General features: G+C 70.9%; 19 protein-coding genes. 11 read left to right on the top strand and 8 right to left on the bottom strand.

What is annotated here, in order from left to right; translation table 11 throughout:
• Nucleotides 1–48: 48 nt before the first annotated feature.
• From ACWIGI_RS13795 to ACWIGI_RS13785, 3 genes are all read right to left on the bottom strand, one after another.
• Nucleotides 49–861, bottom strand: a complete 813-nt coding sequence (locus ACWIGI_RS13795) for a carbohydrate ABC transporter permease (RefSeq protein WP_454202723.1) — start codon at nt 859–861, stop codon at nt 49–51.
• Entirely contained in the window at nt 858–1,736 is an 879-nt protein-coding gene (locus ACWIGI_RS13790; RefSeq protein ID WP_454202856.1) for a carbohydrate ABC transporter permease, read from the bottom strand. Before ACWIGI_RS13790 ends, ACWIGI_RS13795 begins: the two co-directional genes overlap by 4 nt.
• A 287-nt stretch (nt 1,737–2,023) precedes the next feature.
• On the bottom strand, nt 2,024–3,388 hold the full coding sequence (locus tag ACWIGI_RS13785; RefSeq protein WP_454202722.1) for an ABC transporter substrate-binding protein: 1,365 nt from the start codon (nt 3,386–3,388) through the stop codon (nt 2,024–2,026).
• A 634-nt stretch (nt 3,389–4,022) separates the two neighbouring features.
• Here ACWIGI_RS13785 and ACWIGI_RS13780 point away from each other — a divergent pair.
• The 4 genes from ACWIGI_RS13780 to ACWIGI_RS13765 all read left to right on the top strand — a co-directional run bounded on the left by ACWIGI_RS13780 (nt 4,023) and on the right by ACWIGI_RS13765 (nt 8,700).
• Nucleotides 4,023–6,353 (top strand): carbon starvation CstA family protein, encoded by a 2,331-nt coding sequence (locus tag ACWIGI_RS13780; RefSeq protein ID WP_454202721.1) that lies wholly within the window; start codon nt 4,023–4,025, stop codon nt 6,351–6,353.
• 76 nt (nt 6,354–6,429) lie between these two features.
• The gene (locus ACWIGI_RS13775) at nt 6,430–6,600 is read left to right on the top strand and encodes a YbdD/YjiX family protein (RefSeq protein WP_454202855.1); all 171 of its coding nucleotides are present in this window, start codon (nt 6,430–6,432) and stop codon (nt 6,598–6,600) included.
• A 76-nt stretch (nt 6,601–6,676) separates the two neighbouring features.
• On the top strand, nt 6,677–8,197 hold the full coding sequence (locus ACWIGI_RS13770; RefSeq protein ID WP_454202720.1) for an AlkA N-terminal domain-containing protein: 1,521 nt from the start codon (nt 6,677–6,679) through the stop codon (nt 8,195–8,197).
• Nucleotides 8,194–8,700 (top strand): methylated-DNA--[protein]-cysteine S-methyltransferase, encoded by a 507-nt coding sequence (locus tag ACWIGI_RS13765; protein ID WP_454202719.1) that lies wholly within the window; start codon nt 8,194–8,196, stop codon nt 8,698–8,700. The genes ACWIGI_RS13770 and ACWIGI_RS13765 overlap by 4 nt, the downstream gene beginning before the upstream one ends.
• On the opposite strand, the gene ACWIGI_RS13760 is transcribed toward ACWIGI_RS13765, so the two are convergent.
• The 3 genes from ACWIGI_RS13760 to ACWIGI_RS13750 all read right to left on the bottom strand — a co-directional run bounded on the left by ACWIGI_RS13760 (nt 8,697) and on the right by ACWIGI_RS13750 (nt 13,919).
• Nucleotides 8,697–8,996: a hypothetical protein gene (locus tag ACWIGI_RS13760; RefSeq protein ID WP_454202718.1), complete on the bottom strand. Its 300-nt coding sequence runs from the start codon at nt 8,994–8,996 to the stop codon at nt 8,697–8,699. The two genes, ACWIGI_RS13765 and ACWIGI_RS13760, sit on opposite strands and share 4 nt — an antisense overlap.
• 50 nt (nt 8,997–9,046) lie before the next feature.
• Nucleotides 9,047–12,541 (bottom strand): AAA family ATPase, encoded by a 3,495-nt coding sequence (locus ACWIGI_RS13755; RefSeq protein ID WP_454202717.1) that lies wholly within the window; start codon nt 12,539–12,541, stop codon nt 9,047–9,049.
• Between the two features lie 97 nt (nt 12,542–12,638).
• On the bottom strand, nt 12,639–13,919 hold the full coding sequence (locus ACWIGI_RS13750; protein ID WP_454202716.1) for an exonuclease SbcCD subunit D: 1,281 nt from the start codon (nt 13,917–13,919) through the stop codon (nt 12,639–12,641).
• A 133-nt stretch (nt 13,920–14,052) separates the two neighbouring features.
• Between ACWIGI_RS13750 and ACWIGI_RS13745 the strand changes: the two genes are divergently transcribed.
• Both ACWIGI_RS13745 and ACWIGI_RS13740 read left to right on the top strand, forming a co-directional pair.
• The gene (locus ACWIGI_RS13745) at nt 14,053–15,201 is read left to right on the top strand and encodes a DNA recombination protein RmuC (RefSeq protein ID WP_454202715.1); all 1,149 of its coding nucleotides are present in this window, start codon (nt 14,053–14,055) and stop codon (nt 15,199–15,201) included.
• Between the two features lie 89 nt (nt 15,202–15,290).
• Nucleotides 15,291–16,274, top strand: a complete 984-nt coding sequence (locus tag ACWIGI_RS13740; protein WP_454202714.1) for a DUF6542 domain-containing protein — start codon at nt 15,291–15,293, stop codon at nt 16,272–16,274.
• 123 nt (nt 16,275–16,397) lie between these two features.
• On the opposite strand, the gene ACWIGI_RS13735 is transcribed toward ACWIGI_RS13740, so the two are convergent.
• Nucleotides 16,398–17,399: a 4-hydroxy-3-methylbut-2-enyl diphosphate reductase gene (locus tag ACWIGI_RS13735; RefSeq protein WP_454202713.1), complete on the bottom strand. Its 1,002-nt coding sequence runs from the start codon at nt 17,397–17,399 to the stop codon at nt 16,398–16,400.
• 182 nt (nt 17,400–17,581) lie between these two features.
• On the opposite strand from ACWIGI_RS13735, the gene ACWIGI_RS13730 reads away from it, so the two are divergent.
• The 3 genes from ACWIGI_RS13730 (at nt 17,582) to ACWIGI_RS13720 (ending at nt 19,994) form a co-directional block, all read left to right on the top strand.
• On the top strand, nt 17,582–18,322 hold the full coding sequence (locus tag ACWIGI_RS13730) for a lipid droplet-associated protein (protein WP_454202712.1): 741 nt from the start codon (nt 17,582–17,584) through the stop codon (nt 18,320–18,322).
• Nucleotides 18,323–18,495: 173 nt separating this feature from the next.
• A complete protein-coding gene (xseA, locus tag ACWIGI_RS13725; protein WP_454202711.1) occupies nt 18,496–19,773 on the top strand; it encodes an exodeoxyribonuclease VII large subunit in 1,278 nt (425 codons plus the stop codon).
• A complete protein-coding gene (locus tag ACWIGI_RS13720; RefSeq protein ID WP_354989150.1) occupies nt 19,770–19,994 on the top strand; it encodes an exodeoxyribonuclease VII small subunit in 225 nt (74 codons plus the stop codon). Before xseA ends, ACWIGI_RS13720 begins: the two co-directional genes overlap by 4 nt.
• 6 nt (nt 19,995–20,000) lie before the next feature.
• Here ACWIGI_RS13720 and ACWIGI_RS13715 read toward each other — a convergent pair whose 3' ends face one another.
• Nucleotides 20,001–20,561 (bottom strand): DUF4245 domain-containing protein, encoded by a 561-nt coding sequence (locus tag ACWIGI_RS13715; RefSeq protein WP_454202710.1) that lies wholly within the window; start codon nt 20,559–20,561, stop codon nt 20,001–20,003.
• Nucleotides 20,562–20,734: 173 nt separating this feature from the next.
• On the opposite strand from ACWIGI_RS13715, the gene glpX reads away from it, so the two are divergent.
• Both glpX and ACWIGI_RS13705 read left to right on the top strand, forming a co-directional pair.
• On the top strand, nt 20,735–21,778 hold the full coding sequence (glpX, locus tag ACWIGI_RS13710; protein ID WP_354989148.1) for a class II fructose-bisphosphatase: 1,044 nt from the start codon (nt 20,735–20,737) through the stop codon (nt 21,776–21,778).
• A gap of 165 nt (nt 21,779–21,943) precedes the next feature.
• The gene (locus ACWIGI_RS13705; protein WP_454202709.1) at nt 21,944–23,350 is read left to right on the top strand and encodes a class II fumarate hydratase; all 1,407 of its coding nucleotides are present in this window, start codon (nt 21,944–21,946) and stop codon (nt 23,348–23,350) included.
• Nucleotides 23,351–23,842: the final 492 nt, after the last annotated feature.

The following is a 23,842-nucleotide window of genomic DNA, read 5'->3' as shown; positions in this document are numbered from 1 at the left end:
CCAATCATGGGGCAGTGCCCCCGTGCGCACCAGTGAATTCACACGGCCTCAGCGACCGCCGAGGCCGGACATGGCGATGCCGCGCACGAAGGCGCGCTGGGTCACGGCGTAGAGCAGCAGCAGGGGCAACAGGATCACCATCGCCGCCGCCATCAGCAGGGGCCAGTCGGTGGAGTACTGGCCCTGCAGCCGGACCAGGCCGAGGGTGGCGGTCGCGTAGTCGTTGCGCTGGATCATGATCAGGGGCCAGAGGAAGTCGTTCCACACGGTGATCCAGGTCAGCACGGCCAGGACCATGACGGCGGGGCGGGCGTGCGGGAGCAGGACGCGCCAGTAGATCTGCCAGGGGGTGCAGCCGTCGAGGGTGGCGGCCTCCTCCAATTCCACGGGGAGCGTCAGGAAGAACTGGCGCATGAGATAGGTCCCGAAGGCGCTGCCGAACAGGCCGGGCACGATCATCGCCCAGGGCGTGTCCATCCAGCCGAACGCGCGCATGAGCAGGAACTGCGGAATGACGGTGACGGTCAGCGGAACCATGAGTGTCCCGAGGTAGGCCAGGAACACCGCGTCGCGGCCCGGGAAGCGCAGGCGGGCGAACGCGTACCCGGCCAGCGAGCAGAAGAACACCTGACCCGCGGTGACGCAGGCGGCGTAGACGGCGGTGTTCGCCAGCATGCGGCCGAGCGGGATGACATCGAAAACGTCCGAGTAGTTGGACCATCGGGGATGCGCGGGCAGCGCTGCCGGGTCGGCCAGCTCGCCGTCGGACTTCAGCGAGGTCGTCAGCGCCCACAGGACGGGGGCCAGCGCCGCCCACGCCACCGCGATCAGGGCGAGGTAGATCAGCAACGCCCGCTTCACAGTTCGGCCTCGGCACGGCGCGAGAAGCGCAGCTGCATCAGGGTCAGGGCCAGCAGGATGGCGAAGACCACCCAGGCCAGCGCCGAGGCGTAGCCGACCTCGTAGAAACGGAAGGCGTTCTGGAACAGCATGATTCCCAGGACATACGTGCCCGTTTCCGGCCCGCCGTTACTGCCGGTCAGGGCGTACGCCTGATCGAAGGCCTGCACCGAATTGATGACGGTGATGACGAAGACGAACGAGAGCGCGCCGCGAATCAGCGGCACGGTGATGGACCGAAAACGGCGCAGCGCTCCCGCACCGTCGATTCGCGCTGCCTCGTACAGGTTCTCGGGCACCCCCTGCATGGCGGCCAGCAGGATCACCGTCGCGAACGGCACGCTCTTCCACACCGTGACCAGACTCAGGGTCACCAGCGCCCACCCCGGCTCGGTCAGCCAGGGCACCGGCCCGACCCCCACCCACCCCAGCACCAGATTCGCGAGCCCGTCGTTACTGGCGAAGATGAACCGGAACACCACGGCCATGGCGACCGTGGAGGCCACCAGCGGCAGGAACGCGATCGTGCGAAACACCCCGATACCGGCCAGCTTCCGATTCAGCAGCGCGGCGATGACCAGACTGACCGCCACCGTCGGCACCAGGGTCAGGACGGTGAAGACCGCCGAATTGCGCAGCGCGATATAGAACAGCGGATCCGCGGAGAACAGCCTCCGGTAGTTGTCCACACCCACGAACCGCGGCGCGCTGAACAGATCCCAGGAGTGGAAACTCAGGTAGAGCGAAAACCCCAGCGGGAAAAGCAGAAACACCGCCACCGCCGCGAGGTTGGGCGCGATGAACAACGCTCCGGCCCTTGCCCGCCGCCGGGCCAGCCCCGGGCTCGCAGCACCCGAACCCGACGGCCCCGTGCGCTTCTCGGCGCCTCGGCCGTCGGAATCCGTGCGAACGGCCCGTGCCTCACGGCGGACCCGATCCGCGTGCTTCGCGCCGACACCGGCGCTCCCCGAGACACCCTGCCCGGCAGCTCGACCCGAGGTCCCGGACGCCGCCGCAATGGCGGCGCGCTCGCGGTCGCCGCTCCGAGCCGGGGCGGCGCCCGCGTACGAGGCGAGGTCGGCGTCCGGCGCTTCACCCCGGTCCGCGGCAGCGTGCGACTCGCTCATGTCGCCGCCCGCAGAAGTTCGTCGATATCCGCCGCCGTGCGGCCCGCGAGCGAATCCGCGGTGGCCGCGCCGCGCAGGACCCGGTTGCAGCCGCGTTCGAGCAAGGACTCGACCTTGCCCCACAGGGGTGTGACGGCGAGTTGGCGGGAGGCGGCGGGGCCGCCGGTGAAGACCTCGAGGTTGCGGATCCCGGGGTGCGCTGCGGCGAAACCCGTTGCGGCCATGGCGGATCGCAGGACCGGAACGAACAGGCCGGACTCCGCTATCAGCGCCTGACCCTCGGGACCGGTCGCGAACTTCACGAATTCCCAAGCCTTTTCGCGGCGGGGGCTGGCCGCCGCGATCGCCAGGCCGGTGCTGCCGACGTCGGTGATCGCGCCCGGACCGCCGTGCGGGCCGACGGGCAGCACCGTCACGTCGAAGTCCAGATCGTCGCGGCCGGTGAACTCGGAGAACAGCCAGTGCCCGCCCAGCAGCATGGCCGCGCGGCCGCTGCGGAACAGGTCCTGGGCCGAGACCGATTGCCGGTCACCGACTCCGGGCGCGACCCGGTGCCGGACCGCGAGATCGGCGTAGAACTGCAGGCCCTCGGCGAAGCGCGGGTCGCCGAGATTGGTGCGCTCGGGGCGCACCGGCGGACTGAACCACTCCGCACCGTTGTTCATACCGAAGCAGGCCGCGGAGAAGTACGGCACCCAGGCGTCGGCGAAACCCCAGCGCTCGGTGCGGCCGTCACCGTCGCGCCGGGTCAGCGCGGTGGCCGCGGCCAGGAACTCCGCGAATGTCCACGCGTCCGCCCACCGGCCCGGCGGCTCGATTCCCGCCTCGGCGAACAGCTTCCGGTTGTAGTAGAGGAACACCCCCGACCACTGCTCCGGCAGCGCGTACTGCCCGCCGCGCCACGCGAACGTCTCCCGCAGCGGCGCGTATCCGTCCGCCCGCAGCGCGGCGGCGTACCCCGGGTCCCGGTCCAGGAACTCCCGCAGGTCGACCAGCACGCCCCGCTCGGCCAGTCCCGCGTAGAGCAGTTCCCACGACATCAGCACGTCGGGGCATTTGCCGCCCGCGCAGTAGGTCAGCATCTGCTGCAGCGGATCCGGCCCCGACATGATCGTCCGGATCCGGATGTCCGGCCGCCGCCGCTCGAACTCCTCGATGATCCGCAGCCGCGCCCGCGCCTCCTCGGGCCGCGCCTGAAAGAAGAAGGTGACCGCGTCATCGTCGTCCGCGGCACAGCCCCCGAGCGCCGCCAGTGGCGCGGCCGCGGCGGCCGCGCGGAGTATCGAGCGTCGCGAGAACGCCTGCGGCAAGCGCGCATCGGGAGCGACCGCACGGGGAAGGCCGGCCGGCGGCGCGGTCATCGGTCGCACTGCCGTGCGGTGGTTCCGCCTCCGGAGCCCGACACGGCCGTGGTCCGCCCGGCGTCGCCCCGCGCGTGATCGGCTCGCAAGCGCGCGCGTGGCTTTCGCGCTCCCCGCTCCGAACGGTCACCCCGCACCGCCGGTCCCCGACAATCGCACGCGGACAACACTGTCCGGTCGCCACTCGTCGTCCGGTTTCTACCGTTCGTCGCACTCGCCCGGCCACTCGTCGCAATCCGATCGCCCGCCGCCCGCGAGCGCCGACAGTACGGGCATGGACGATTCGACGGCCCGGGCGGCAACGCGCGCCGACGGGACGGCGAAACGGGCATCGGATCTCCTCGCGGTCGCTGGCGAACCCACCGGACCCTGTGGCCCAGGTCGCAGATCAGCATGGCAGCATACGGTGAGCAACCGGCGACACGCGGAGAACACGCGGAAGCGCGGGACAGCCTGCCGGGCCGCGACACCCCCGCTCCCGGCACCATGCCGCCGCCGGGCCACCCGTACCCCGCGGCGCGACACCGGGTGAACGGCGCGAGAAAGCCGACTTCCCGGCATGTCGGTTCCGCTACGTTGTCACCATTTCACCGAGATCCACTGGATTCCGCTGTACCGCAGGGAGAGTTGGCCCATGGCGACCATCGAATATCTACGGACGGACCCCGACCTACCCCCGGTCGGCGTCGTGGACCGCACACCCATGACGCGTGCGAAGAAGGGCGTGTTCCTCGTCATCGCCCTGCTCGGGGCCGTCGCGTGGACCATTCTGGCCGTGGTCCGCGGCGAGAACGTGAACGCGGTCTGGATCGTCATCGCCGCGGTCTGCACCTATGTGCTGGCCTACCAGTTCTATTCGCGCCTCATCGCCTGGAAGATCACCAAGCCGCGCGATGACATGGCCACTCCCGCCGAGGAGATGGAGAACGGCCGCGACTACATGCCGATGGACCGGCGGGTGCTCTTCGGGCACCACTTCGCCGCCATCGCCGGCGCGGGCCCGCTCGTCGGCCCGGTGCTGGCCGCGCAGATGGGCTATCTGCCGGGCACCATCTGGATCATCGTCGGCGTCGTGTTCGCCGGTGCGGTGCAGGACTACCTGGTGCTGTGGGCCTCCACCAAGCGCCGGGGCCGCAGCCTCGGGCAGATGGCCCGCGAGGAACTGGGCCGGGTCGGCGGCGTCGCGGCCATCGTGGCCGTGCTCGTCATCATGATGATCCTGCTCGCGGTGCTCGGCATCGTGGTCACCAACGCGCTGGCCGCCACCACGAACAAGGAGACCGGCGTCCTCGAGGGCGGCAGCCCGTGGGGCGTGTTCTCCATCGCCATGACCATCCCCATCGCGCTGCTCATGGGCTTCTACCTGCGCTACGTGCGCCCGGGCAAGGTCGGCGAGGTGTCGATCATCGGCTTCGCCCTGCTCATGCTGGCCATCGTCTCGGGCAACTGGGTGGCCGGATCCGGTTGGGGCCGTGAGGTGTTCACCCTCACCGGCACCACCATCGCGTGGCTGCTCATCGCCTACGGCTTCATCGCCTCGGTGCTGCCGGTGTGGATGCTGCTCGCCCCGCGCGACTACCTCTCGACCTTCATGAAGATCGGCACCATCGGCCTGCTCGCGGTCGGCGTGCTGGTCACCATGCCGACGCTGCAGGCCCCGGCCATCTCCCAGTTCGCCGGCAACAGCAACGGTCCCGCCTTCGCGGGCAGCCTGTTCCCGTTCCTGTTCATCACGATCGCGTGCGGCGCGCTGTCCGGATTCCACGCGCTGGTGTCCTCGGGCACCACGCCGAAACTGCTCGAGAAGCAGTCGCAGGCCCGGATGATCGGCTACGGCGGCATGCTCATGGAATCGTTCGTCGCGGTCATGGCCATCATCACCGCGAGCATCATCGATCAGCACCTGTACTTCGCCATGAACGCCAGCGGCGCGCTGACCGGCAACTCGGCGGAGAAGGCCGCGACCTACGTCAACGGCCTCGGGCTCGACGGGCCGCCCATCACCGCCGCGGAGCTGGATCAGGCCGCGGCCGACATCGGCGAGAAGAAGATCGTCTCGCTCACCGGTGGCGCGCCGACCCTCGCGGTCGGCATGTCCGAAGTGCTGCACCAGTTCCTGGGCGGCGCGAGCTGGAAGGCCTTCTGGTACCACTTCGCGATCATGTTCGAGGCGCTGTTCATCCTCACCACCATCGACGCGGGCACCCGTGTCGCGCGCTTCATGGTCTCGGACGCGCTGGGCAATCTCGGCGGCGCGGCCAAGAAGTTCAAGGATCCGTCGTGGTGGCCGGGCGTGTTCATCTGCTCGGCGATCGTGGTCGCGGCGTGGGGTTCGGTGCTGCTCATGGGCGTGACCGATCCGCTCGGCGGCATCTACACGCTCTATCCGCTGTTCGGCATCTCCAACCAGTTGCTCGCGGCCGTCGCGCTGACCGTGGTGCTGGTGATCGTGGTGAAGAAGGGCCTGCTGAAGTGGGCCTGGATTCCGGGCGTACCGCTGGCCTGGGACCTCGTCGTCACCATGACGGCGTCCTGGCAGAAGATCTTCTCCGGCGATCCGAAGATCGGCTACTGGCGGGCGCACAGCGACGCGGTCACCAAGCGCGAGAACTACCAGGCGGCCCTGGACACCGGGCAGCTGCCCGCCGGGGTCAAGGACGCGGCCGCGCTGCAGAAGGCGCTGGACGACCTCGACAAGATTGTCCGCAACACGTTCGTGCAGGGCACGCTCTCCATCGTGTTCGCGGTGCTGGTGCTGATCGTCGCGGTCGTCGGCGTGCTGGTGTGCGTGCACGCCGCGCGCAAGGGCGGCGCCGAGACCACCGAGTCGCCGGAGGTGCCGTCCAAGATCTTCGGACCCAGCTCGTTCGTGGCGACCAAGGCGGAGAAGGAGGTCCAGCGGGAATGGGACGCCCTCATCGCCGAGGGCAAGGTCCGTCCGCCGGGTTCGGCGCACGCGCACTGATATGCCGATGAACACCTCGCGTGTCCCGTCGCCCGCGGCACTGCTGCGGGCGGCGGGCCGCGCGGTCGTACGAGCCGTGCGGGCGCTGATCTGGTGGTTCGACTCCGTGCTCGGCGGCAACGACTACCAGCGGTACGTGCAGCATCTGCGGCTGCGCCATCCCGGCTGCGAGATTCCGAGCGAGCGCGAGTACTGGCGGGAACGGCACGACTCGGCCACCCGCAATCCCCAGCAGCGCTGCTGCTGAGTGTGTCCGTTTTCCGCTGACGGTGGCGTCCGATTTCCGCTAGCGGAGTTCGGCGCGGGCTGCCATCGTTGATCGTGTGAGTGCGAACGATCTGGATTTCGAGCGCTGCTACCGAGCCGTGACGACTCGGGACGCGCGCTTCGACGGGCAATTCTTCACGGCGGTGCGAACCACCGGAATCTATTGCCGCCCTTCCTGCCCCGCCATAACTCCCAAACCGGCCAACGTCACCTTCATGCCCACCGCCGCGGCCGCGCAGCAGGGCGGCTACCGGGCCTGCCGCCGGTGCCTGCCCGACGCCGCGCCCGGCTCCCCGCTCTGGAACACCCGCGCCGACCTGGCCGCGCGCGCCATGCGGCTGATCGCCGACGGTGTCATCGAGCGCGGCGGCGTGCCCGCCCTCGCGGACACCCTCGGCTACTCCCAGCGCCAGCTCACCCGGGTGCTGACCAGTGAACTCGGCGCCGGCCCGCTCGCGCTGGCCCGGGCGCACCGGGCGCACACCGCCCGGCTGCTCATCCAGACCACCCGGCTGTCGATGTCGGACATCGCCTTCGCGGCGGGCTTCGCCAGCATCCGGCAGTTCAACGACACCGTGCGCGAGGTGTTCGCGGTCAGCCCGACCACGCTGCGCGACGAATCGCGCCGCCGCAACGGGGACACCCTGCCCGCCACCAACGGCACGCTGACGCTGCGGCTGCCGTACCGCGAGCCCCTGGACCGCACGTGGCTGGAGTGGTTCCTGTCCGCGCACGCCGCACCGGGCCTGGAGCTGTGGGAGGACGGCGTCTACACGCGGGCGTTGCGCACGCCGCACGGGCACGCCACCGTCGGGCTCTCGGTCCAGCCCGGGCACGTGCGCGCCTCCCTGGCGCTGCACGACATGCGCGATCTCGCCCCGACCGTGGCGCGGCTGCGGCACCTGCTCGATCTGGACGCCGACCCGATCGGCATCGACGAAGCCCTGTCCGCCGGACTGGAATCCACCCACCGCGCGGGCGGGCAGGGCGCGGTGCTCGCCCCGGGCATCCGGGTGCCCGGCTGCCTGGACGGGCCGGAACTGCTGCTGCGCACCATGATCGGGCAGCAGATCTCGGTGGCGGCCGCCAATACCCATGTGGCCCGGCTGGTTCGGGCGCTGGGCGAGCCGATCCCCGGGCCCGCGCCGCACCTGTTCCCCACCGCCGCGGCCATCGCCGAGCACGGCGCGGAGGTGCTGACCGGGCCCGCCCGGCGGGTCGAGGCCATCGTGGGCGCGGCCCGCGCCCTCGCCGACGGCGACCTCGTCCTGCATTCCGGGCGCACCGCCGCCGAACTCCGGCGCGACCTGCTCGCGCTGGACGGGGTCGGCCCGTGGACCGCCGACTACGTCACCATGCGCCTGCTCGCCGATCCCGACGTACTGCTGCCCACCGACCTGGTCGTGCGGCGCGGCGCGAGCCTGCTCGGCATCGACCTCACCGATACCGCGCGCTGGGCGCCGTGGCGCTCCTACCTGACCATGCACCTCTGGAAACACGCGCTGGCGAATCCCGCCGGCCCCGCACCCGTCCCCGATGGCGCCACCGGCGCCTGGAAAGCGAGAACAGCACCGTGAACACCACCGCTACAGCCGATTTCGCGACCGTGACCACCCCGGCGGGCCCGTTCACCGCCCTCGTCGACCGCGAGGGTGCGGTCCTGGCGGCGGGCTGGACCGCCGACGCGGAGAACCTGCGCGGCCTGATCCACCCCACCCTGCGCCCGGCCGAACTGCGCGAGCGCGACGCGCTCGGCGAGGTGACCAAGGCCGTCACCGATTACCACGCGGGCGATCTCACCGCGATCGACCCGATCGCCGTCCGCCAGCAGTCCGGCCCGTTCCTGGTCCACGCCTGGGAGGTCCTGCGCAAGATCCCCGCGGGCGACCCCGTCACCTACACCGAGTACGCCGCCCGCTCCGGCCGCCCCGACGCCGTCCGCGCCGCCGCCGGCGCCTGCGCCCGCAACGCCGCGGCCCTGTTCGTCCCCTGCCACCGCGTCCTGCGCACGGACGGCACCCTCGGCGGTTTCCGCTGGGGCCTGGACATCAAGCGCTGGCTTTTGGATCACGAGGCCTAGCTGCCCGAAACACTCAGCAGGAGGAGCAGAATCACTCCGACGTAGGCCCCGACCGCCACCACGGCCACCCGGGCGGCGACCACCAGCCCGCGCTCGACCCAGCTGTCCGGTCGCGACGGAGGCACCGAAATCGGCCTCCCCACATAGGAACCCGCCACCAGCGTCACTCCCAGGCCGAGCGGGAACGTCATCTCACCCGGATGCCCGATCTCCATCGAGGCCAGCGTGCCGAGCCCCAGGGCCAGCAGCCCGAAGATCAGCATGCAGCTCAGGACCGTGTCGCGCCGCACCGTCACCCCTCGACGGTGACACAGTTCCCATGGCGCCGGCAATCCATCGCCGGAAGCTATGCGCCGATCGAGGTTTCGAGGCGGGAGCCGGTGCGGCCGCGGACCACGTGGAGGCGGCTGGGGATCCGCTGGCGCATCTCGTCCACGTGGCTGACCACGCCGACCACGCGGCCGCCGGAGCGGAGCTCGTCCAGGACGCCCATGACGGCGTCGAGGGTGTCGGCGTCGAGGCTGCCGAAACCCTCGTCGATGAACAGGGTGTCCAGGACCAGGCCGCCGGACTCGGCGGCCACCACGTCGGCCAGACCGAGCGCCAGAGCCAGTGAGGCCATGAATGTTTCGCCGCCCGACAGGGTCTTGGCGGGACGGACGGCGCCGGTGTAGTCGTCGCGGATGTCCAGGCCCAGGCCACCGCGGCGGCCGTGGCGGCCGGCGGCGTCGGAGTGCACGAACTCGTAACGGCCGCCGCACATCAGGCGCAGCCGGGACGACGCGGCCACCGCGACCTCCTCCAGCCGGGCGGCGAGCACGTAGGAGCGCAACGACATACGGCGGTTGTTCTCCCCGCGCCCGGCCACCACCTCGGCCAGGCGGGCGAGTTCGTCGTGGGTGCGCTGCAGCGGCGCGATGCGATCCACCGCCGCCCACAGCTGCGAGCACAGCTCCTCGAGCTGTTCCACCCGGCGGGCCGCCTCGGAGTGCGCCGCCACCGCGCGCTCCAGCAGCGTCTGCGCCTGTGCCACGGCGCTTTCCAGCCCGGCGAGATCACCGGGCGGCTGGTCGGCCGCCGCGCGGATGTCCGGCTCGGCCAGCACGGTCTCGGCGTGCGCCCGCGCCCGATCGGCCGCGACCAGCGCGGCCTCGATCTCGCTCTGCTGCGCGGCCGAACGCGAGGCCGCGTCCACCGCCTGCCCGTACACGCGCAGCACGGCGTAGTCGATGCCGTTCGCGCCGAGCACCGGCGGCGGCGCGTCCACCACACCCGCTGCCCCGGCGAGCTTCTCGACGCGCACCGCCAGCGCCTCGACCTGCTCGCGAGCCAGCGCGACCGCGCCGCGCACCTCGCGCACGGCGGTCGCCGCCTCCACCAGCGCGGCCAACCGGGCGCGCCGGCGCTCCACGGTTCCGTCCGCTCCGGCGGCGGCGCGCAGCCGCTCGGTCAGTTCGGCCAGCCGCCGATCGGCGGCGACCAAGCGTTCCATCGTCGCGCTGGCGCGGCTTTCGCAGTCGCGCAGTTCGTCCTGGAGCCTGACCTCCTCGGCGCGCAGGCGCTCGAACTCCGTTGTCAGCGCGGCCGCCTCGCCGGCGAGCGCACGGCTCGCGGCCCAGCCGGTCTCGGCGGCGGAGAGGGCGGCGGCCAGCTCCGCCTTGTCGGTGTCGCCCCCGCGCTCGACGAGCACCTCGACGGCCCGTTCGAGCTCGGTGATCGACTGCCCCACCCGATCCCGGGCCGCCTCGGCCGCGCGTTCGGCGGCCAGCGCGGCCTCCTCGGCCTCCTTCGACACCGCGTGCGCGGCCGGGCGCGCGGGCGCGGGATGCTCGGCCGACCCGCACACCGAACAGGCTTCGCCGTCCACCAGATCCGCCGCCAGCTCCGCGGCCATCCCCGCCAGCCGCTGCTCGCGCAGCGCGAGGGTGCGCTCCCGCGCGTCCAGGTGGGCGCCGCGCCGCGCCTCGAAATCCGCGCGCGCACTGTCCAATTCCGCCCGCCGCCGGTCCAGTTCCAACGCGGCCCTCGCGGCGTTCTTCCACCGCTCCCGCTCGGCCTCCAGCACCGGCAGCCCCGCCGCCGCGTCCGTGGCCTCGCGCAGTTCCCCCTGCACCCGGACGAGCCGCTCGGGCAACGCCCCCCGCTTCCGCTCCACGGTCGCGGTCCGCTCCCCCAGCACCCGCTGCTCCTCCCGCAACCGCGCCAGCTCGGCGTTCAGCCGGTGCGCCGACTCCGCGTCGGCCCGTACCTCGTCCAGCGCCCCCATCTGCCCACTCCACCGCTGCACCGCGGCCTCGAGGCCGGACCGCCGAGACTGCGCGGCCGACATAGACGGCCCGGGCATCGCCGACACCTCGGCCGTCACCCCCGCCGAATGACCCGGCGCCCCAGGAACACCGGTCCCGTCCGGGCCGTAGCCCCCGGTCCTGTTCGCGTCCAAGCCATCACGGGACTCGGCCGCCCCCGACCCAGGTGCGCCGGAGGTAGCCACCGTTCCGCCCGCACCACCGGATACACCAGGGTCCGCGGCCCGCTGCGCGCCCAGCCCATCCCGGGCACCGGCCGCATCCCCCGCCGCCGCTCCGGCATCGGAGCCATCGGCCATCGACTCGTCCGCCGCCTCGGCGGGACCGGACGCGGCACCGGCCCCGCCCGCGAACTCGTGCGGCGCGCCCGCGTCGGTCGTCGGCTCCTCCATGCCTTCGAGCTCGACGGCGAGATCGCTGCCAGTCAGTTCACCGGCGGCCAGATCCTGTGCGGCCCAGCGTGTTCCCGGCAGCTCTGCGCTCGCCGGCTCGAGGAGCCGGTCGGCGAGCTGCTCGGCGGTACGGGTGGCCTCGTCCTCGCGGCGGCGCAGCGCCACGGCGGCCGCGCGGGCCTCGGCGAGTGCGGCCGCCACCGGCTCGGCGCGGCGGGCGCGGTCGAGTTCGAGCTGGCTGGCCTCGCGCCGGTCGGCGCCCGCGGCGTGTTCCTCGAGACGGGTCAGGGCCTCGGCGCGGCGGCGGTGCAGCTCGTGCAGACCGCGCTGCGCCTCGGCGGCCCGCCGGGTGGCGGCCGAATGTCCCTGCTGTGCACGCAGTTCGGTGGTCGCGGCGGTCAGTTCGATGCGCGCCGCGCCGAGCAGGGACTGGGACCAGCCGACCGATTCCAGCGGTCCTGCGGTCGCGGTGGTCGGCAGCCCCGCCGCGGTGCCGACGCTCGCGATGAGGCGGTCGATGGCCTGTTTGCGGGTATCCAGATCCGCGGTGCTCTCCCGGCGCTTGTCGGTCAGCCATTTCTCGGCGGCGCCGAAACGCTCGGTGTCGAAGAGCTTTTCGAGCAACTTCTCGCGTTCCTCGTTCTCCGCGCGCAGGAATCGCGCGAAATCGCCCTGCGGCAGCAGCACGACCTGGAAGAACTGATCGGCGCTCATCCCGAGCAGCCGCAGCACCTCGTCCCCGATGTCGGGAATGCGGGACAGATTCTGCCCCCGCCCGTCCAGCCACTCCAGCGTGGCCGACGGCTTCTCTTCCGTCACACCGGTTTTCGCGCGCTTGCTGGGCCGCATATACCCCGCCTTGCGGACCAGGCGCAACCGGCGGCCCCCGAGCGTGGCCTCCAGCCGCACCTGCGGCGCGACCTGCTTGTCGGCGTGATCGGAGTGCAGCTGCTTGATCTCCCCGCGCGCCCCGGGCACGCTCCCGTACAGCGCGAAGGCGATCGCGTCGAGCACCGTGGTCTTCCCCGCCCCGGTCTGCCCGTGCAGCAGGAACAGCCCATCGGCCCCCAGCTCGTCGAAATCCACCACGGCGGTGTCGGCGAACGGGCCGAACGCGGTCAATTCCAGTCGATGCAGCCGCACGCGTCATTCCCTCCGAGAATTACAGCCGTCAACAATCCAACTACCCCGCGCGCGCCCGCCCGGGCAGGACACGCCGAGCCCCGCGCCGCCGCACCGTTCACGCGGTCAACCCGGTTGCGTCACCGCGATTCTCGTCGCCGGTCTCCACCTCGAAGAGCCCGCCCGGCGCCGATCGGCCGGGCAGCTCGCCCGCGACCTCCGGCGCGCCGGATTCCGCCGCCGCGCCGCTCCCCCGCCGCGGCCGATCCTGCTCCCGCACCGCCGCCCCGAGCGCCCGCTCCAGCCACGTCATCTCCCCCGCGCTCGGCGCACCGCGCACATCGGTCAGGAAGCTCTGCGCGATCTCGGTGTCCCGGCGCCCGCGCACCCGTTCGCGATACCGCAGGTCCGAATTCCCCTCGGGCCGCGACCATTCCACGTGCACCGCGTGCGGGAACCGCTCGCGCAGCCGGCGCAGCGCGTCCACCGGCCGCGCCTCGTCGACCAGGGTGGCCGACACGTAATCGCCCTCGGCCGCGGCGTGCTCGGCCGCGGTCAGCAATTCCTCCAGGGTGCCGCGCAGCTGACTGAGCCCGCGTACCACCGGCAGCTCGTGCCGCGTCACCCCCGACAACCCCTCCGCCCCGAGCTCCACCAGCCACACCGCCTTGCGATGCGAGCGCTCCCCGAACGAATACGGCAGCGGCGAACCGGAATACCGCACCGACTCCGAGAGCGTCTGCGGCGAATGCAGATGCCCCAGCGCCACGTAGTCCAGCCCGGCGAACGCCCCCAGCGGCACCGTCTCCACCCCGCCGACCGAGATCGACCGCTCCGAACCGGTGGCCTCCCCGCCCACCACGAACGCGTGCGCCAGCACCACCGACCGCACCCCGGCGCGCCCGGCGAGATCCGCGCGGATCAGGCGCACGGCGGCGTCCAGGATCTCCGCGTGCGAACGCGCCTGCGGCACGCCCAGTTCCACGCGGGTGATCTCCGGCTCCAAGTACGGAATACCGTAGAAAGCGACCTCTCCGTGCGAATCAGAGAGCATTACGGGCCGCGCCACATCCGCGATCCGGCAGCGCAGATGCAGACCCCCCGCCGCCGCGAAACTCCCGAGCGCCCCGAGCCGGGTCGGCGAATCGTGATTGCCGGAGGTCGCCACGATCGTCGCGCCCGCCGCGCGAATGGCCTCGAATCCCCGATTGCACACCGCGATAGCGTCCGCGCTCGGAATCGACCGGTCGTACACGTCCCCCGGCAGCACCACCGCGTCCACGCGCTCGGCCGCCACCACCTCCGCGATGGCGGTGAGCGAGGCTTCCTGATCGGCGAGCAGATCGACGCCGTGGAAGGTGCGCCCGATATGCCAGTCGGAGGTGTGCAGGATGCGCATGCCGCAGAACCGTAGGCGATGCGACCGACAGATCGGGCCGTACCCCGGCACCCTGTCGGAATTGCGCGCATGCATCGCCGAGGGTTTGCCGCTTTCCCGAAATTGTCGGTGGCGTACGGCACTATCTGCACCCATGACCGCACCGATGCTGTTCGCGCTGCTGTTGGTGTTCATCGCGGGGCTGGCCGTCGGCTGGCTCGGGCATGCCGCGCGCGCGGGTCAGCGCGCGGCGGTGGCCGAGGCCAGGCTATCGGCCATGCACGACAACGAACGGCTGCTGCGCCAGTCGCTCGGGGCGGCCAGCGAGGACGCGGCGCGGCGGCAATCGCACGCGATCGGCACGCTGGTCGAGCCGCTGCGCGAGGCGGTCGGCACCCTCAACCGGCACATCCAGGAGGTCGAGCACAACCGCATCAACGCCTACTCCGGGCTGCGCGAACAGGTCGCGGGCATGCAGCGCATGTCGCACCAACTCTCCACGCAGACCGGGCAATTGGTGGCCGCGCTGCGTGCCCCGCAGGTGCGCGGGCGCTGGGGCGAGATCCAGCTGGAGCGGGTGGTGGAGCTGGCGGGCATGACGCGGCACTGCGATTTCGACACCCAGGTCACGCGCCGCGCGGGCAGCTCGGGCGCCACCGAGGGCGTCGTCCGCCCCGACCTGGTGGTGCGGCTGGCGGGCGAACGCCACATCGTGGTCGACGCCAAGGTGCCGTGCACCGCGTACCTGGAGGCCGCCGCCACCGAGGAGCCGCGCGCCCGCGACGCGCATCTGGCCCGCCACGCCAAACACCTGCGCAGCCACGTGGAACAGCTGGCCGCCAAGGAGTATTGGGCGGCGTTCGATCCCTCTCCCGAGTTCGTGGTGCTCTTCGTCCCCGGCGATCCGTTCCTCGACGCCGCCCTCGGCGCCGATCCGGGACTGCTGGAATACGCCTTCACCCGCAACGTCGTGCTGGCGACCCCGACCACCCTGATGGCCCTGCTGCGCACGGTGGCGCTGGGCTGGCGGCAGGAGGCCATGACCGCGGACATGGCCGTGATCCAGCAGCTCGGCCGGGAACTGTACGGGCGGCTCGGCACCACCGGCCGCCACCTCGATCGGCTGGGCGCGCAATTGGGTAAGGCGGTGGATTCGTTCAATCACACCGTGGCCTCCGTGGAGACGCGGGTCATGGTGACGGCCCGCAAACTGCACGACCTGGAAATAGCCGAGGCGCCCGTCCCCGATATCGGCCGGGTGGAATCCTGGCCACGGGCGGTGGGATTCGCGGAAAACGACTAACCGGACAGCTTCCTTTTCACACGCCGTTCCTCGAGTACGCGTGATGTCGGCTCCCTCGCGCGGTCCCCGCATGCCTTAGTGTGCTTGACGTGGCAGTTACCCAAAGCGAGCGAGCCGAGGTCCCCTCGTCGCACCGTTCGATCGTGCCGACGGTTCCCGGAGTGCCGGCGGGGGCGGCGGTGCTCATTGCGGTGACCTGCACCTTCATCGGATTCTTCATCGATTCGGGTGGTTCGGAGCTCACCGGCACCTTCGCCACGCTGTACGTGCTCGGCTGTCTGCTGGCCGTGGCCGCGGTCCGCTACCGCGGCCTGTTCACCACGATGGTGCTGCCGCCGCTGCTGCTGTTCCTCTCGGTACCGCTGGCCTATCAGCTCATGCTCGGCAACTCCGGCGACGGCGGCGGCAGCGGCCGGAGCAAGGTCGGCGAGATGCTGCTCAATCTGGCCATCCCCCTGGTGAACCGGTTTCCGACGATGGCGCTGGCCACCGTGCTCGTGCTCATCACGGGCGCGATCCGGGTGGCGCTGCATCGCCGTGAACTCGACGGCACCGCGCTGAGCGCGCTGCGCAGGCCGACCCCCCGGGCCCCGCGCCCGTCCGCCGGACCGCGCCCGTCGCGCGGTCGCGGGACCGCCGACGCCAAGGACGCGAAGGACACCCCTCGCCGTCGCGGCCGCGCCGCCGACGGAACCCCGGCGGCCGACGCGTCGGCTGCCGGCACGACGCGCCGCCGCCCCGCGGGCCGCGTCGCCGAGCGCCCGCCCCGGGTGGGTGGCGACGCCCGCCAGCCCGCGCCCGGCCAGGGCGCCGCGCGCCCGGCGCCGGGTGAGCGCAAGCGACCCGCCGCGGGTACCGATCGCAAGCCCGCGGGTGACCGCAAACCGGCCGGGGAGCGCAAGCCGCGCCCGGCCGCCGGCGATCGCATCCCGCCCACCGGCGACCGCGCCGCGGCCCCGGACCGCACCGGCGGCCAGGGCCGGCGCCGCAGCCAGGCCGGCGGCGAGGTGCCCCCGCACCCGCGCCCGAATGTGCGCTACCGCGAACGCGATTCCGGCCGCATCGAGCGCTGAGCACCGCCCGCGGCCGGAGCGCGACGCGCCCGGCCGCACACCCCGAACACACGAGAATCCCCGTACCCGCCGCGAATCAGGGCGGCGGATACGGGGATTCGTCGTTCGTGGAGCGGGAGCGCCCTAGCCGCGCGCGGGGCGCAGCTCGCGCGGCAGCGAGAACACCAGTGTCTCGTTCGCGGTGGTCACCGACTGCACCTCGCCGTAACCGTTGGCGGCCAGCAGTTCCAGCACGCCCTCGACCAGGATCTCCGGCACCGAGGCGCCCGAGGTGACACCGACCGTCCGCACGCCCTCGAACCAGGTCGTGTCGACCTCGCGGGCGTAGTCGACCAGGTACGCGGCCTTGGCGCCCGCGTTCAGCGCCACCTCGACCAGCCGCACCGAGTTCGAGGAGTTGCGCGAACCGACCACGATCACCAGATCGCACGCCGGGGCCATGGCCTTGACCGCGGTCTGGCGGTTCGAGGTGGCGTAGCAGATGTCGTCGCTCGGCGGATCCTGGAGATTCGGGAAGCGCGCGCGCAGCCGGTGCACGGTCTCCATGGTCTCGTCCACCGACAGCGTGGTCTGCGAGAGCCAGATCACCTTGTTCTCGTCGCGGACGGTGACCCGGTCCACCGAGTCCGGGCCGTCGACCAGCTGCACGTGATCGGGGGCCTCGCCCGCGGTGCCCTCGACCTCCTCGTGGCCTTCGTGGCCGATGAGCAGAATGTCGAAATCCTCGCGCGCGAAGCGCTTGGCTTCCTGATGGACCTTGGTCACCAGCGGGCAGGTGGCGTCGATCGTGTGCAGATCGCGCTCGGCGGCGGACTGGTGCACCGCCGGGGAGACGCCGTGCGCGGAGAACACGACGACCGCGCCGGTGGGCACCTCGTCGGTCTCGTCCACGAAGATCACCCCGCGGTCCCGCAGGGTTTCCACCACGTGGCGGTTGTGCACGATCTCCTTGCGCACGTAGAGCGGCGCGCCGTGCTTCTCGAGCGCCTTCTCCACCGTGACCACCGCCCGGTCCACACCGGCGCAGTAGCCACGCGGTTCGGCGAGCAGTACGCGTTTCGGCGCATCGGGCGCAGCCGTCGCGGACCGCACGATTCCGACGTTCAAAGGGATAGCCGAGGACATGCCGCCAAGGATACTGGCACCCGGCAGGGGCCGTGCTCCAGCTCGGGATTCACACCGGCGCGACACGCAGGGACGCCGCAGGTAGGTCACCCCGTGTGAACAACAGCGAAAAATTGACGTCAGAATCACTTTATGTGACTTCCAACCTTTGCATCACAGGGCGTTTCGGGCAGGCTAGGGGCATGTTCCGACCTCCGTTCTTGGCCCGGGTCGCCGCCGGGGCCGCCGTCTATGCCCTCGAGGAAACTCGACGGCTACCCGCCAACGCCATCAACTTCCCGATCACCGCGATCAGTCAGCTGCTGCAGACCACCATGCATTTCCAGCAGTTCGTGACCAGTCTCGCGCTCAAGGGCGACGCCGTTTTCGATCGCCTGATCCAGCCGGAGGAGCAGCCCGAATGGGCGACCTTCGACGAGGACGAGCCGTTCGGGCACACGCCGAGCGCCGCCGCGGGCACGGCCCGCAAGAGCAGCTTCGATCTGTTCAGCCCCGTGGATTCCACCCCCGAGACGGGCGCGGAACCGTTTGTGGCCGAAGCGGAATCGGTCGCCGAGGCGGTCGCCGAGCAGCCGGCCCCCGCGCCGGAACCGGTCGAATCGTCCGCCCCCGCAACGGTTTCCAAGGCCGCCACCAACGGCCGTAACGGCAGCGTCGCGGTGGCCGAGCCCGAGGTGGCCGCGGCCGTGGCGGCCGAGCCCGTCGCTCCCGCCGAGCCCGAGGCACCCGCCGCCGTCGTCGAGCCCGAGGTCGCCACCCGGTACGACTACGCGAACATCTCCCTGGCGCAGCTGCGCGCCCGGCTGCGTCAGCTCACCGTCGAGGACCTGACCGCGCTGCTCGCGTACGAGCAGCAGACCCAGGCGCGCGCTCCGTTCGTCACGATGCTGACCAACCGGATCGCCACGGTGCAGGCCAAGTAGTCCGAGCTTCCGCGGCGCCGACTGGCCGGGTGGGTACCCCGGACGGTCGGCGCATTTCGTTTGTCCGGGGCCGGTCTCTCGCCGCGGGCGGACCGCCGTCCGCCGGGTGCGGCGCGACCGCCGTCTGCCGGGTGTGGCACACGGAGTCGGTGGCTCCTGCCAGAATCACTACGGTGACCACCGACCAGCCAGCGCGGCAGCCGAGCAGCACCGCCGAGAATCCGATGCCGGTGCGCACCATCGCCGTCAAGGTGGCGCAGTGGATCGATCGGCTCGGCGCGGTCTGGGTCGAGGGACAGATCACCCAGATCAATCTGCGGCCCGGCACCCGCACCGCCTTCCTCGTGCTGCGGGACACCGCCGCTGACATGTCGCTGTCGGTCACGTGTGATCCGGACCTGCTGCGCAATTCACCCGTGCCGCTGCAGGAGGGCAGCCGGGTCGTGGTCTACGGCAAGCTCTCGTTCTTCACCGGTCGCGGCACGGTGTCGTTGCGCGTCACCGAGATTCGCCCGGTCGGCATCGGCGAACTGCTCGCGCGCATCGAGCGGCTCAAGGGGCTGCTGGCCGCCGAGGGCCTGTTCGACCCGCGGCTCAAACGCCCGATTCCCTTCCTGCCCAACCGCATCGGGCTCATCACCGGGCGCGCCAGCGCCGCCGAGAAGGACGTGGTCTCGGTCGCGACCCAGCGCTGGCCCGCGGTGCGCTTCGAGATTCGCAACGCCGCCGTGCAGGGCCCGACCGCGGTGCCGCAGATCCTCGAGGCCCTCGCCGCGCTGGACGCGGATCCGGAAGTCGATGTGATCGTGCTGGCGCGCGGCGGTGGCAGCGTGGAGGATCTCCTCGCCTTCTCCGATGAGACACTGTGCCGCGCAATCGTTTCCGCGAAAACCCCGATCGTCAGCGCCATCGGCCACGAACCCGACAATCCGATCAGTGACTACGTGGCCGACCTGCGCGCGGCCACGCCGACCGACGCCGCCAAGCGCATCGTCCCCGACGCCGCCGCCGAGGCCGCGCTGCTGCGCGACCTGCAGGCCCGCGCCAACGCGGCGCTGCGCGGCTGGGTCGATCGCGAGGCCCGCGGCATCGCCCAATTGCGTTCGCGCCCGGTGCTGGCCGAGCCCTTGCGCCTGCTCGACCAGCGGTACGACGAGGCCGAACGGCTGCGCACCGCGGCCCGCCGCGCCGTGAACCACGCCCTCACCGCCGAATCCACCGCCACTCGGCACCTGCGTGAGAAGCTCTCCGCGCTCGGCCCGGCGGCCACCCTGGCCCGCGGCTACGCGGTGGTGCAGAAGGTGACGGGCAAGGATCGCGAAGTGGTCCGTTCCATCGACGACGCGCCGCCCGGGAGCCAGCTCCGGATTCGAGTGGCCGACGGCGCGCTCACCGCCGCCACGCTCGCCGCCCAACCCCTCGGTCCCCGAAAGGATTCCACCGCCTCATGAACGACACCGACCTCACCGAGATCGCCGGCTTCGGCTACGAGCGCGCCCGCGACGAACTGGTCAACGTGGTGAAGATGCTCGAGCAGGGCGGGATGGATCTGGACGAATCGCTGAACCTGTGGGAGCGCGGCGAGGCGCTGGCCAACCGCTGCGAGGAGCATCTGGCCGGTGCGCGCAAGCGGGTCGAGGACGCGCTCGCCCACCGCACCGACCAGGGCTGACGCGGATCAGTGCGCGGGCAGTGGCTGTGCCGCTCCGACCGCGGTCGCGAGGGTGATGTACGCGCCCCGATTGCCCGCGCCCTTGACGAGAATTCGCACGTCGCCCAGGTCCGCGATCCACGCGGGCTCGGTGCCCGGCTCGGCGTAGACCACCCACTTGCGGTTGCCCACCTGCTCGGTGCCGGTGGCGTAGCGGGTACCCACCACGTCCTTGGCGAGCGCTTCCTCCGTCGCCGCGGACTGGGTCAGGCGCATGTAGCTGCCCTGCGGGGTGATGAAGCCGACGGTGCTGGTGGCCGCCCCGGCGATGGGGTCGTTGCCGCCGGAGTTGGGTGTCCAGTCGGCGGGCAGCGCGGGTTCGCGGATGGGGAAACCGAGGTTGCGCGCGTCCTCGGTCAGCGAGGTGTGCGCGTCGAACGTGGGGATCCGGCCCTGCGTGGGCCCGCCCGTGGTGAACGTGCACTGGCTCGCGATGCCCGCGATGACCAGGCAGATCAGCACCAGGGGCAGCAGCGACCAGAGCAGGTCTTTCCAGTCGTTGAAAATCCGTGGCTTCGTGTTCGGCACAGGCCCAGTATCCATGGCGGGCGGATGCGACCCGGCTCACAGTCCACGCGACGTGCACGAGTTCCGTATGCGTTCCTGACCGGCCCGGAAGTGAAACGTCAGTACTTGTTTAGAGCCACGAACCGCAATGAGACAATTCACCCAGTAGTTAGGCGAACCTAGGAGGCACCGTAATGACGGCACCCACACCCGCACCGAGCCGCCGCGAGGCCCCCGACCGCAACCTCGCACTCGAGCTGGTCCGGGTCACCGAAGCCGGAGCGCTGGCCGCGGGTCGCTGGGTCGGCCGCGGTGACAAGGAGGGCGGCGACGGCGCCGCCGTCGACGCCATGCGGCAGCTGGTGTCGACGGTGTCCATGAAGGGCATCGTGGTGATCGGCGAGGGCGAGAAGGACGAAGCGCCCATGCTCTACAACGGCGAGAACGTCGGCAACGGCGAGGGCGCCGACCTGGACTTCGCGGTCGATCCCATCGACGGCACCACCCTGATGTCCAAGGGTCTGCCGGGCGCGATCTCGGTGCTCGCGGTCGCCGAGCGCGGCGCCATGTTCGACCCGTCGGCCGTGTTCTACATGGACAAGATCGCCGTCGGCCCCGAGGGCGCCGATGTCATCGACCTGTCCGCCTCGATCGCGGAGAACCTGCGCCGGGTCGCGAAGGCCAAGCGCTCCTTCATCTCCGACCTGACGGTGTGCGTGCTCGACCGCCCGCGCCACGCCAAGCACATCCAGGAGGTCCGCGACGCGGGCGCTCGCATTCGCCTGATCTCCGACGGTGACGTGGCCGGCGCCATCGCCACCGCCCGCCCGGACTCCGGCGTGGACATGCTCATCGGCGTCGGCGGGACCCCCGAGGGCATCATCGCCGCGGCGGCCATGCGCTGCATGGGCGGCGCCCTGCAGGGCAAGCTGGCCCCGAAGGACGACGAGGAGCGCCAGAAGGCCATCGACGCGGGCCACGACCTGGACCGCATCCTGTCGACCGAGGACCTGGTGTCCGGCGACGACGTCTTCTTCTGCGCGACCGGCGTGACCGACGGCGACCTGCTGCGCGGCGTGCGCTACTTCGGCGGCGGCGCCTCGACCCAGTCGATCGTGATGCGCGCCAAGTCCGGCACCGTCCGGATGGTCGACGCCTACCACCGCCTCACCAAGCTGCGCGAGTACTCCTCGGTCGACTTCGTCGGCGACGAGCACGCGGCCCCGCCGATGCCCTGAGTGGTCCCCGGACCACCCCGCGCCCGCAGCTGACATCCCCGAACGGCGTACCGGCTTGCCCCGGTACGCCGTTCGCGTTCGCGGACCGTATTCCGCCGCCGGGTGTGCTCATTGCCTCAGGCGTGGCAACCCACTCGGCCCCGGTCCGGGCCTATGGTCGAAAACATGACCGAGGAAACCCAGTTCCGGATCGAGCACGACACCATGGGGGAAGTTCGCGTCCCCGTCCACGCCCTGTGGCGTGCGCAAACCCAACGGGCGGTGGAGAACTTCCCGATCAGCGGGGGCGGGTTGGAGCGGGCGCAGATCCGGGCGCTGGGGCTGCTGAAGGCGGCCTGCGCCACCGTGAACCGGGACCTCGGACTGCTGGACAAGGTCAAGGCCGACGCGATCATCGCGGCCGCCACCGAGATCGCCGACGGTAAGCACGACGACCAGTTCCCCATCGACGTCTTCCAGACCGGCTCGGGCACCAGCTCGAACATGAACGCCAACGAGGTGATCGCGAGCATCGCCGCGCGCGAGGGCGTCACCGTGCACCCCAACGACGACGTCAACATGTCGCAGTCCTCGAACGACACCTTCCCCACCGCAACGCATGTCGCGGCGACCGAGGGCGTGGTCAAGGATCTCGTTCCGGCGCTGGAGCATCTGCGGCTCGCGCTGCTGGACAAGTCGGTGGAGTGGGCCGGGGTGGTCAAGTCCGGTCGCACGCACCTGATGGACGCGGTGCCGATCACCCTCGGCCAGGAGTTCAGCGGCTACACCCGGCAGATGAGCGCGGGCATCGAACGCCTGCTGACCACGCTGCCGCGCCTGGGCGAATTGGCCATCGGCGGCACGGCGGTAGGCACCGGCCTCAACGCGCCGGACGGTTTCGGCGGCCGGGTCGTGGTGGAGCTCAAGCGATCCACCGGACTCGACGCCCTGTCCGAGGCGCGCGATCACTTCGAGGCGCAGGCCGCGCGCGACGGCCTGGTCGAGCTGTCCGGGGCGCTGCGCACGGTCGCCATCAGCCTGACCAAGATCGCCAACGACATTCGCTGGATGGGGTCGGGACCGCTCACCGGTCTCGCCGAACTGCAGCTGCCCGACCTGCAGCCCGGTTCCTCGATCATGCCGGGCAAGGTGAATCCGGTACTGCCCGAAGCGGTTACGCAGGTGGCCGCGCAGGTCATCGGCAATGACGCCGCGATCGCCTGGGGCGGCGGCAACGGCGCGTTCGAATTGAACGTCTACATTCCGGTGATGGCCCGCAATGTGCTCGAGTCGATTCGACTGCTGGCCAATGTCTCGCGCCTGTTCGCGGACAGGTGCGTCGTCGGCCTGGTCGCCGAAACCGAACGCCTGCGCCGGCTCGCGGAATCCTCGCCGTCCATCGTCACGCCGCTGAATTCGGTCATCGGATACGAAGAAGCGGCGGCCGTGGCGAAACAGGCGGTGAAGGAACACAAGACCATTCGCCAGACGGTCATCGATCGCGGCCTCATCGGCGACAAACTCAGCCTCGAGGAACTCGACCGGCGGCTGGATGTGCTGTCCATGGCGAAGGTCGATCAGAAGCACGAGTGAGTTAAATCCCAGGACTGAGCGGGCAATTCCGAAGCGTCACCGCAATTGCCCGCCACATCCGGCGACCGGGAAACAATCCGCGACCGGCCGAATGTCCGATTTGTCCACCTGGCCAGCACGTTCCGCACCTGGCGAACACCGCTTTTTTCCGACATTCCCCGGTCAGCGAGCTATTTTCTTTTTCTGGAAATTCCGTGAAACGCATCGCGCACAGCCGCCGATTAGCTAGTTGTCCGCACAGTGCGGGTCCCCCAGGAAAGGACGAGACAATGCTCGAAGCAGTACTCGGAGGACTTGTCAATCTCGTCGGCCTCAGCGCCTCTACACTTCTGGCCGCGCTCGGTATCGTCATCTGACAGCAGCGGTCGGGGGGTTTGGGGGCGGAATTGCCCAAAAAAAACCCCCCCCAAGAGTGGCCCCCCCGCCCCAAAAAAAAACAACCCCAAATTTGGGAATATTATTTAAAAAAAAGGAAAATTTAGAATTTTAGGG

The organism is Nocardia sp. NPDC055321 (genome assembly GCF_053645575.1).
The sequence above is the reverse complement of the archived record's forward strand: the minus strand, read 5'-3'. Positions and strand labels throughout refer to the sequence as shown.

What these genes read in the sequence shown, in the direction of transcription:
- ACWIGI_RS13780 (WP_454202721.1), top strand. Translation starts at nt 4,023, where the DNA reads ATGGCGACCATCGAATATCTACGGACGGACCCCGACCTACCCCCGGTC.
- glpX (WP_354989148.1), top strand. Translation starts at nt 20,735, where the DNA reads ATGACGGCACCCACACCCGCACCGAGCCGCCGCGAGGCCCCCGACCGC.
- ACWIGI_RS13785 (WP_454202722.1), bottom strand. Translation starts at nt 3,388, where the DNA reads ATGACCGCGCCGCCGGCCGGCCTTCCCCGTGCGGTCGCTCCCGATGCG.
- ACWIGI_RS13745 (WP_454202715.1), top strand. Translation starts at nt 14,053, where the DNA reads ATGACCGCACCGATGCTGTTCGCGCTGCTGTTGGTGTTCATCGCGGGG.
- ACWIGI_RS13730 (WP_454202712.1), top strand. Translation starts at nt 17,582, where the DNA reads ATGTTCCGACCTCCGTTCTTGGCCCGGGTCGCCGCCGGGGCCGCCGTC.
- ACWIGI_RS13705 (WP_454202709.1), top strand. Translation starts at nt 21,944, where the DNA reads ATGACCGAGGAAACCCAGTTCCGGATCGAGCACGACACCATGGGGGAA.
- ACWIGI_RS13735 (WP_454202713.1), bottom strand. Translation starts at nt 17,399, where the DNA reads ATGTCCTCGGCTATCCCTTTGAACGTCGGAATCGTGCGGTCCGCGACG.
- ACWIGI_RS13750 (WP_454202716.1), bottom strand. Translation starts at nt 13,919, where the DNA reads ATGCGCATCCTGCACACCTCCGACTGGCATATCGGGCGCACCTTCCAC.
- ACWIGI_RS13720 (WP_354989150.1), top strand. Translation starts at nt 19,770, where the DNA reads ATGAACGACACCGACCTCACCGAGATCGCCGGCTTCGGCTACGAGCGC.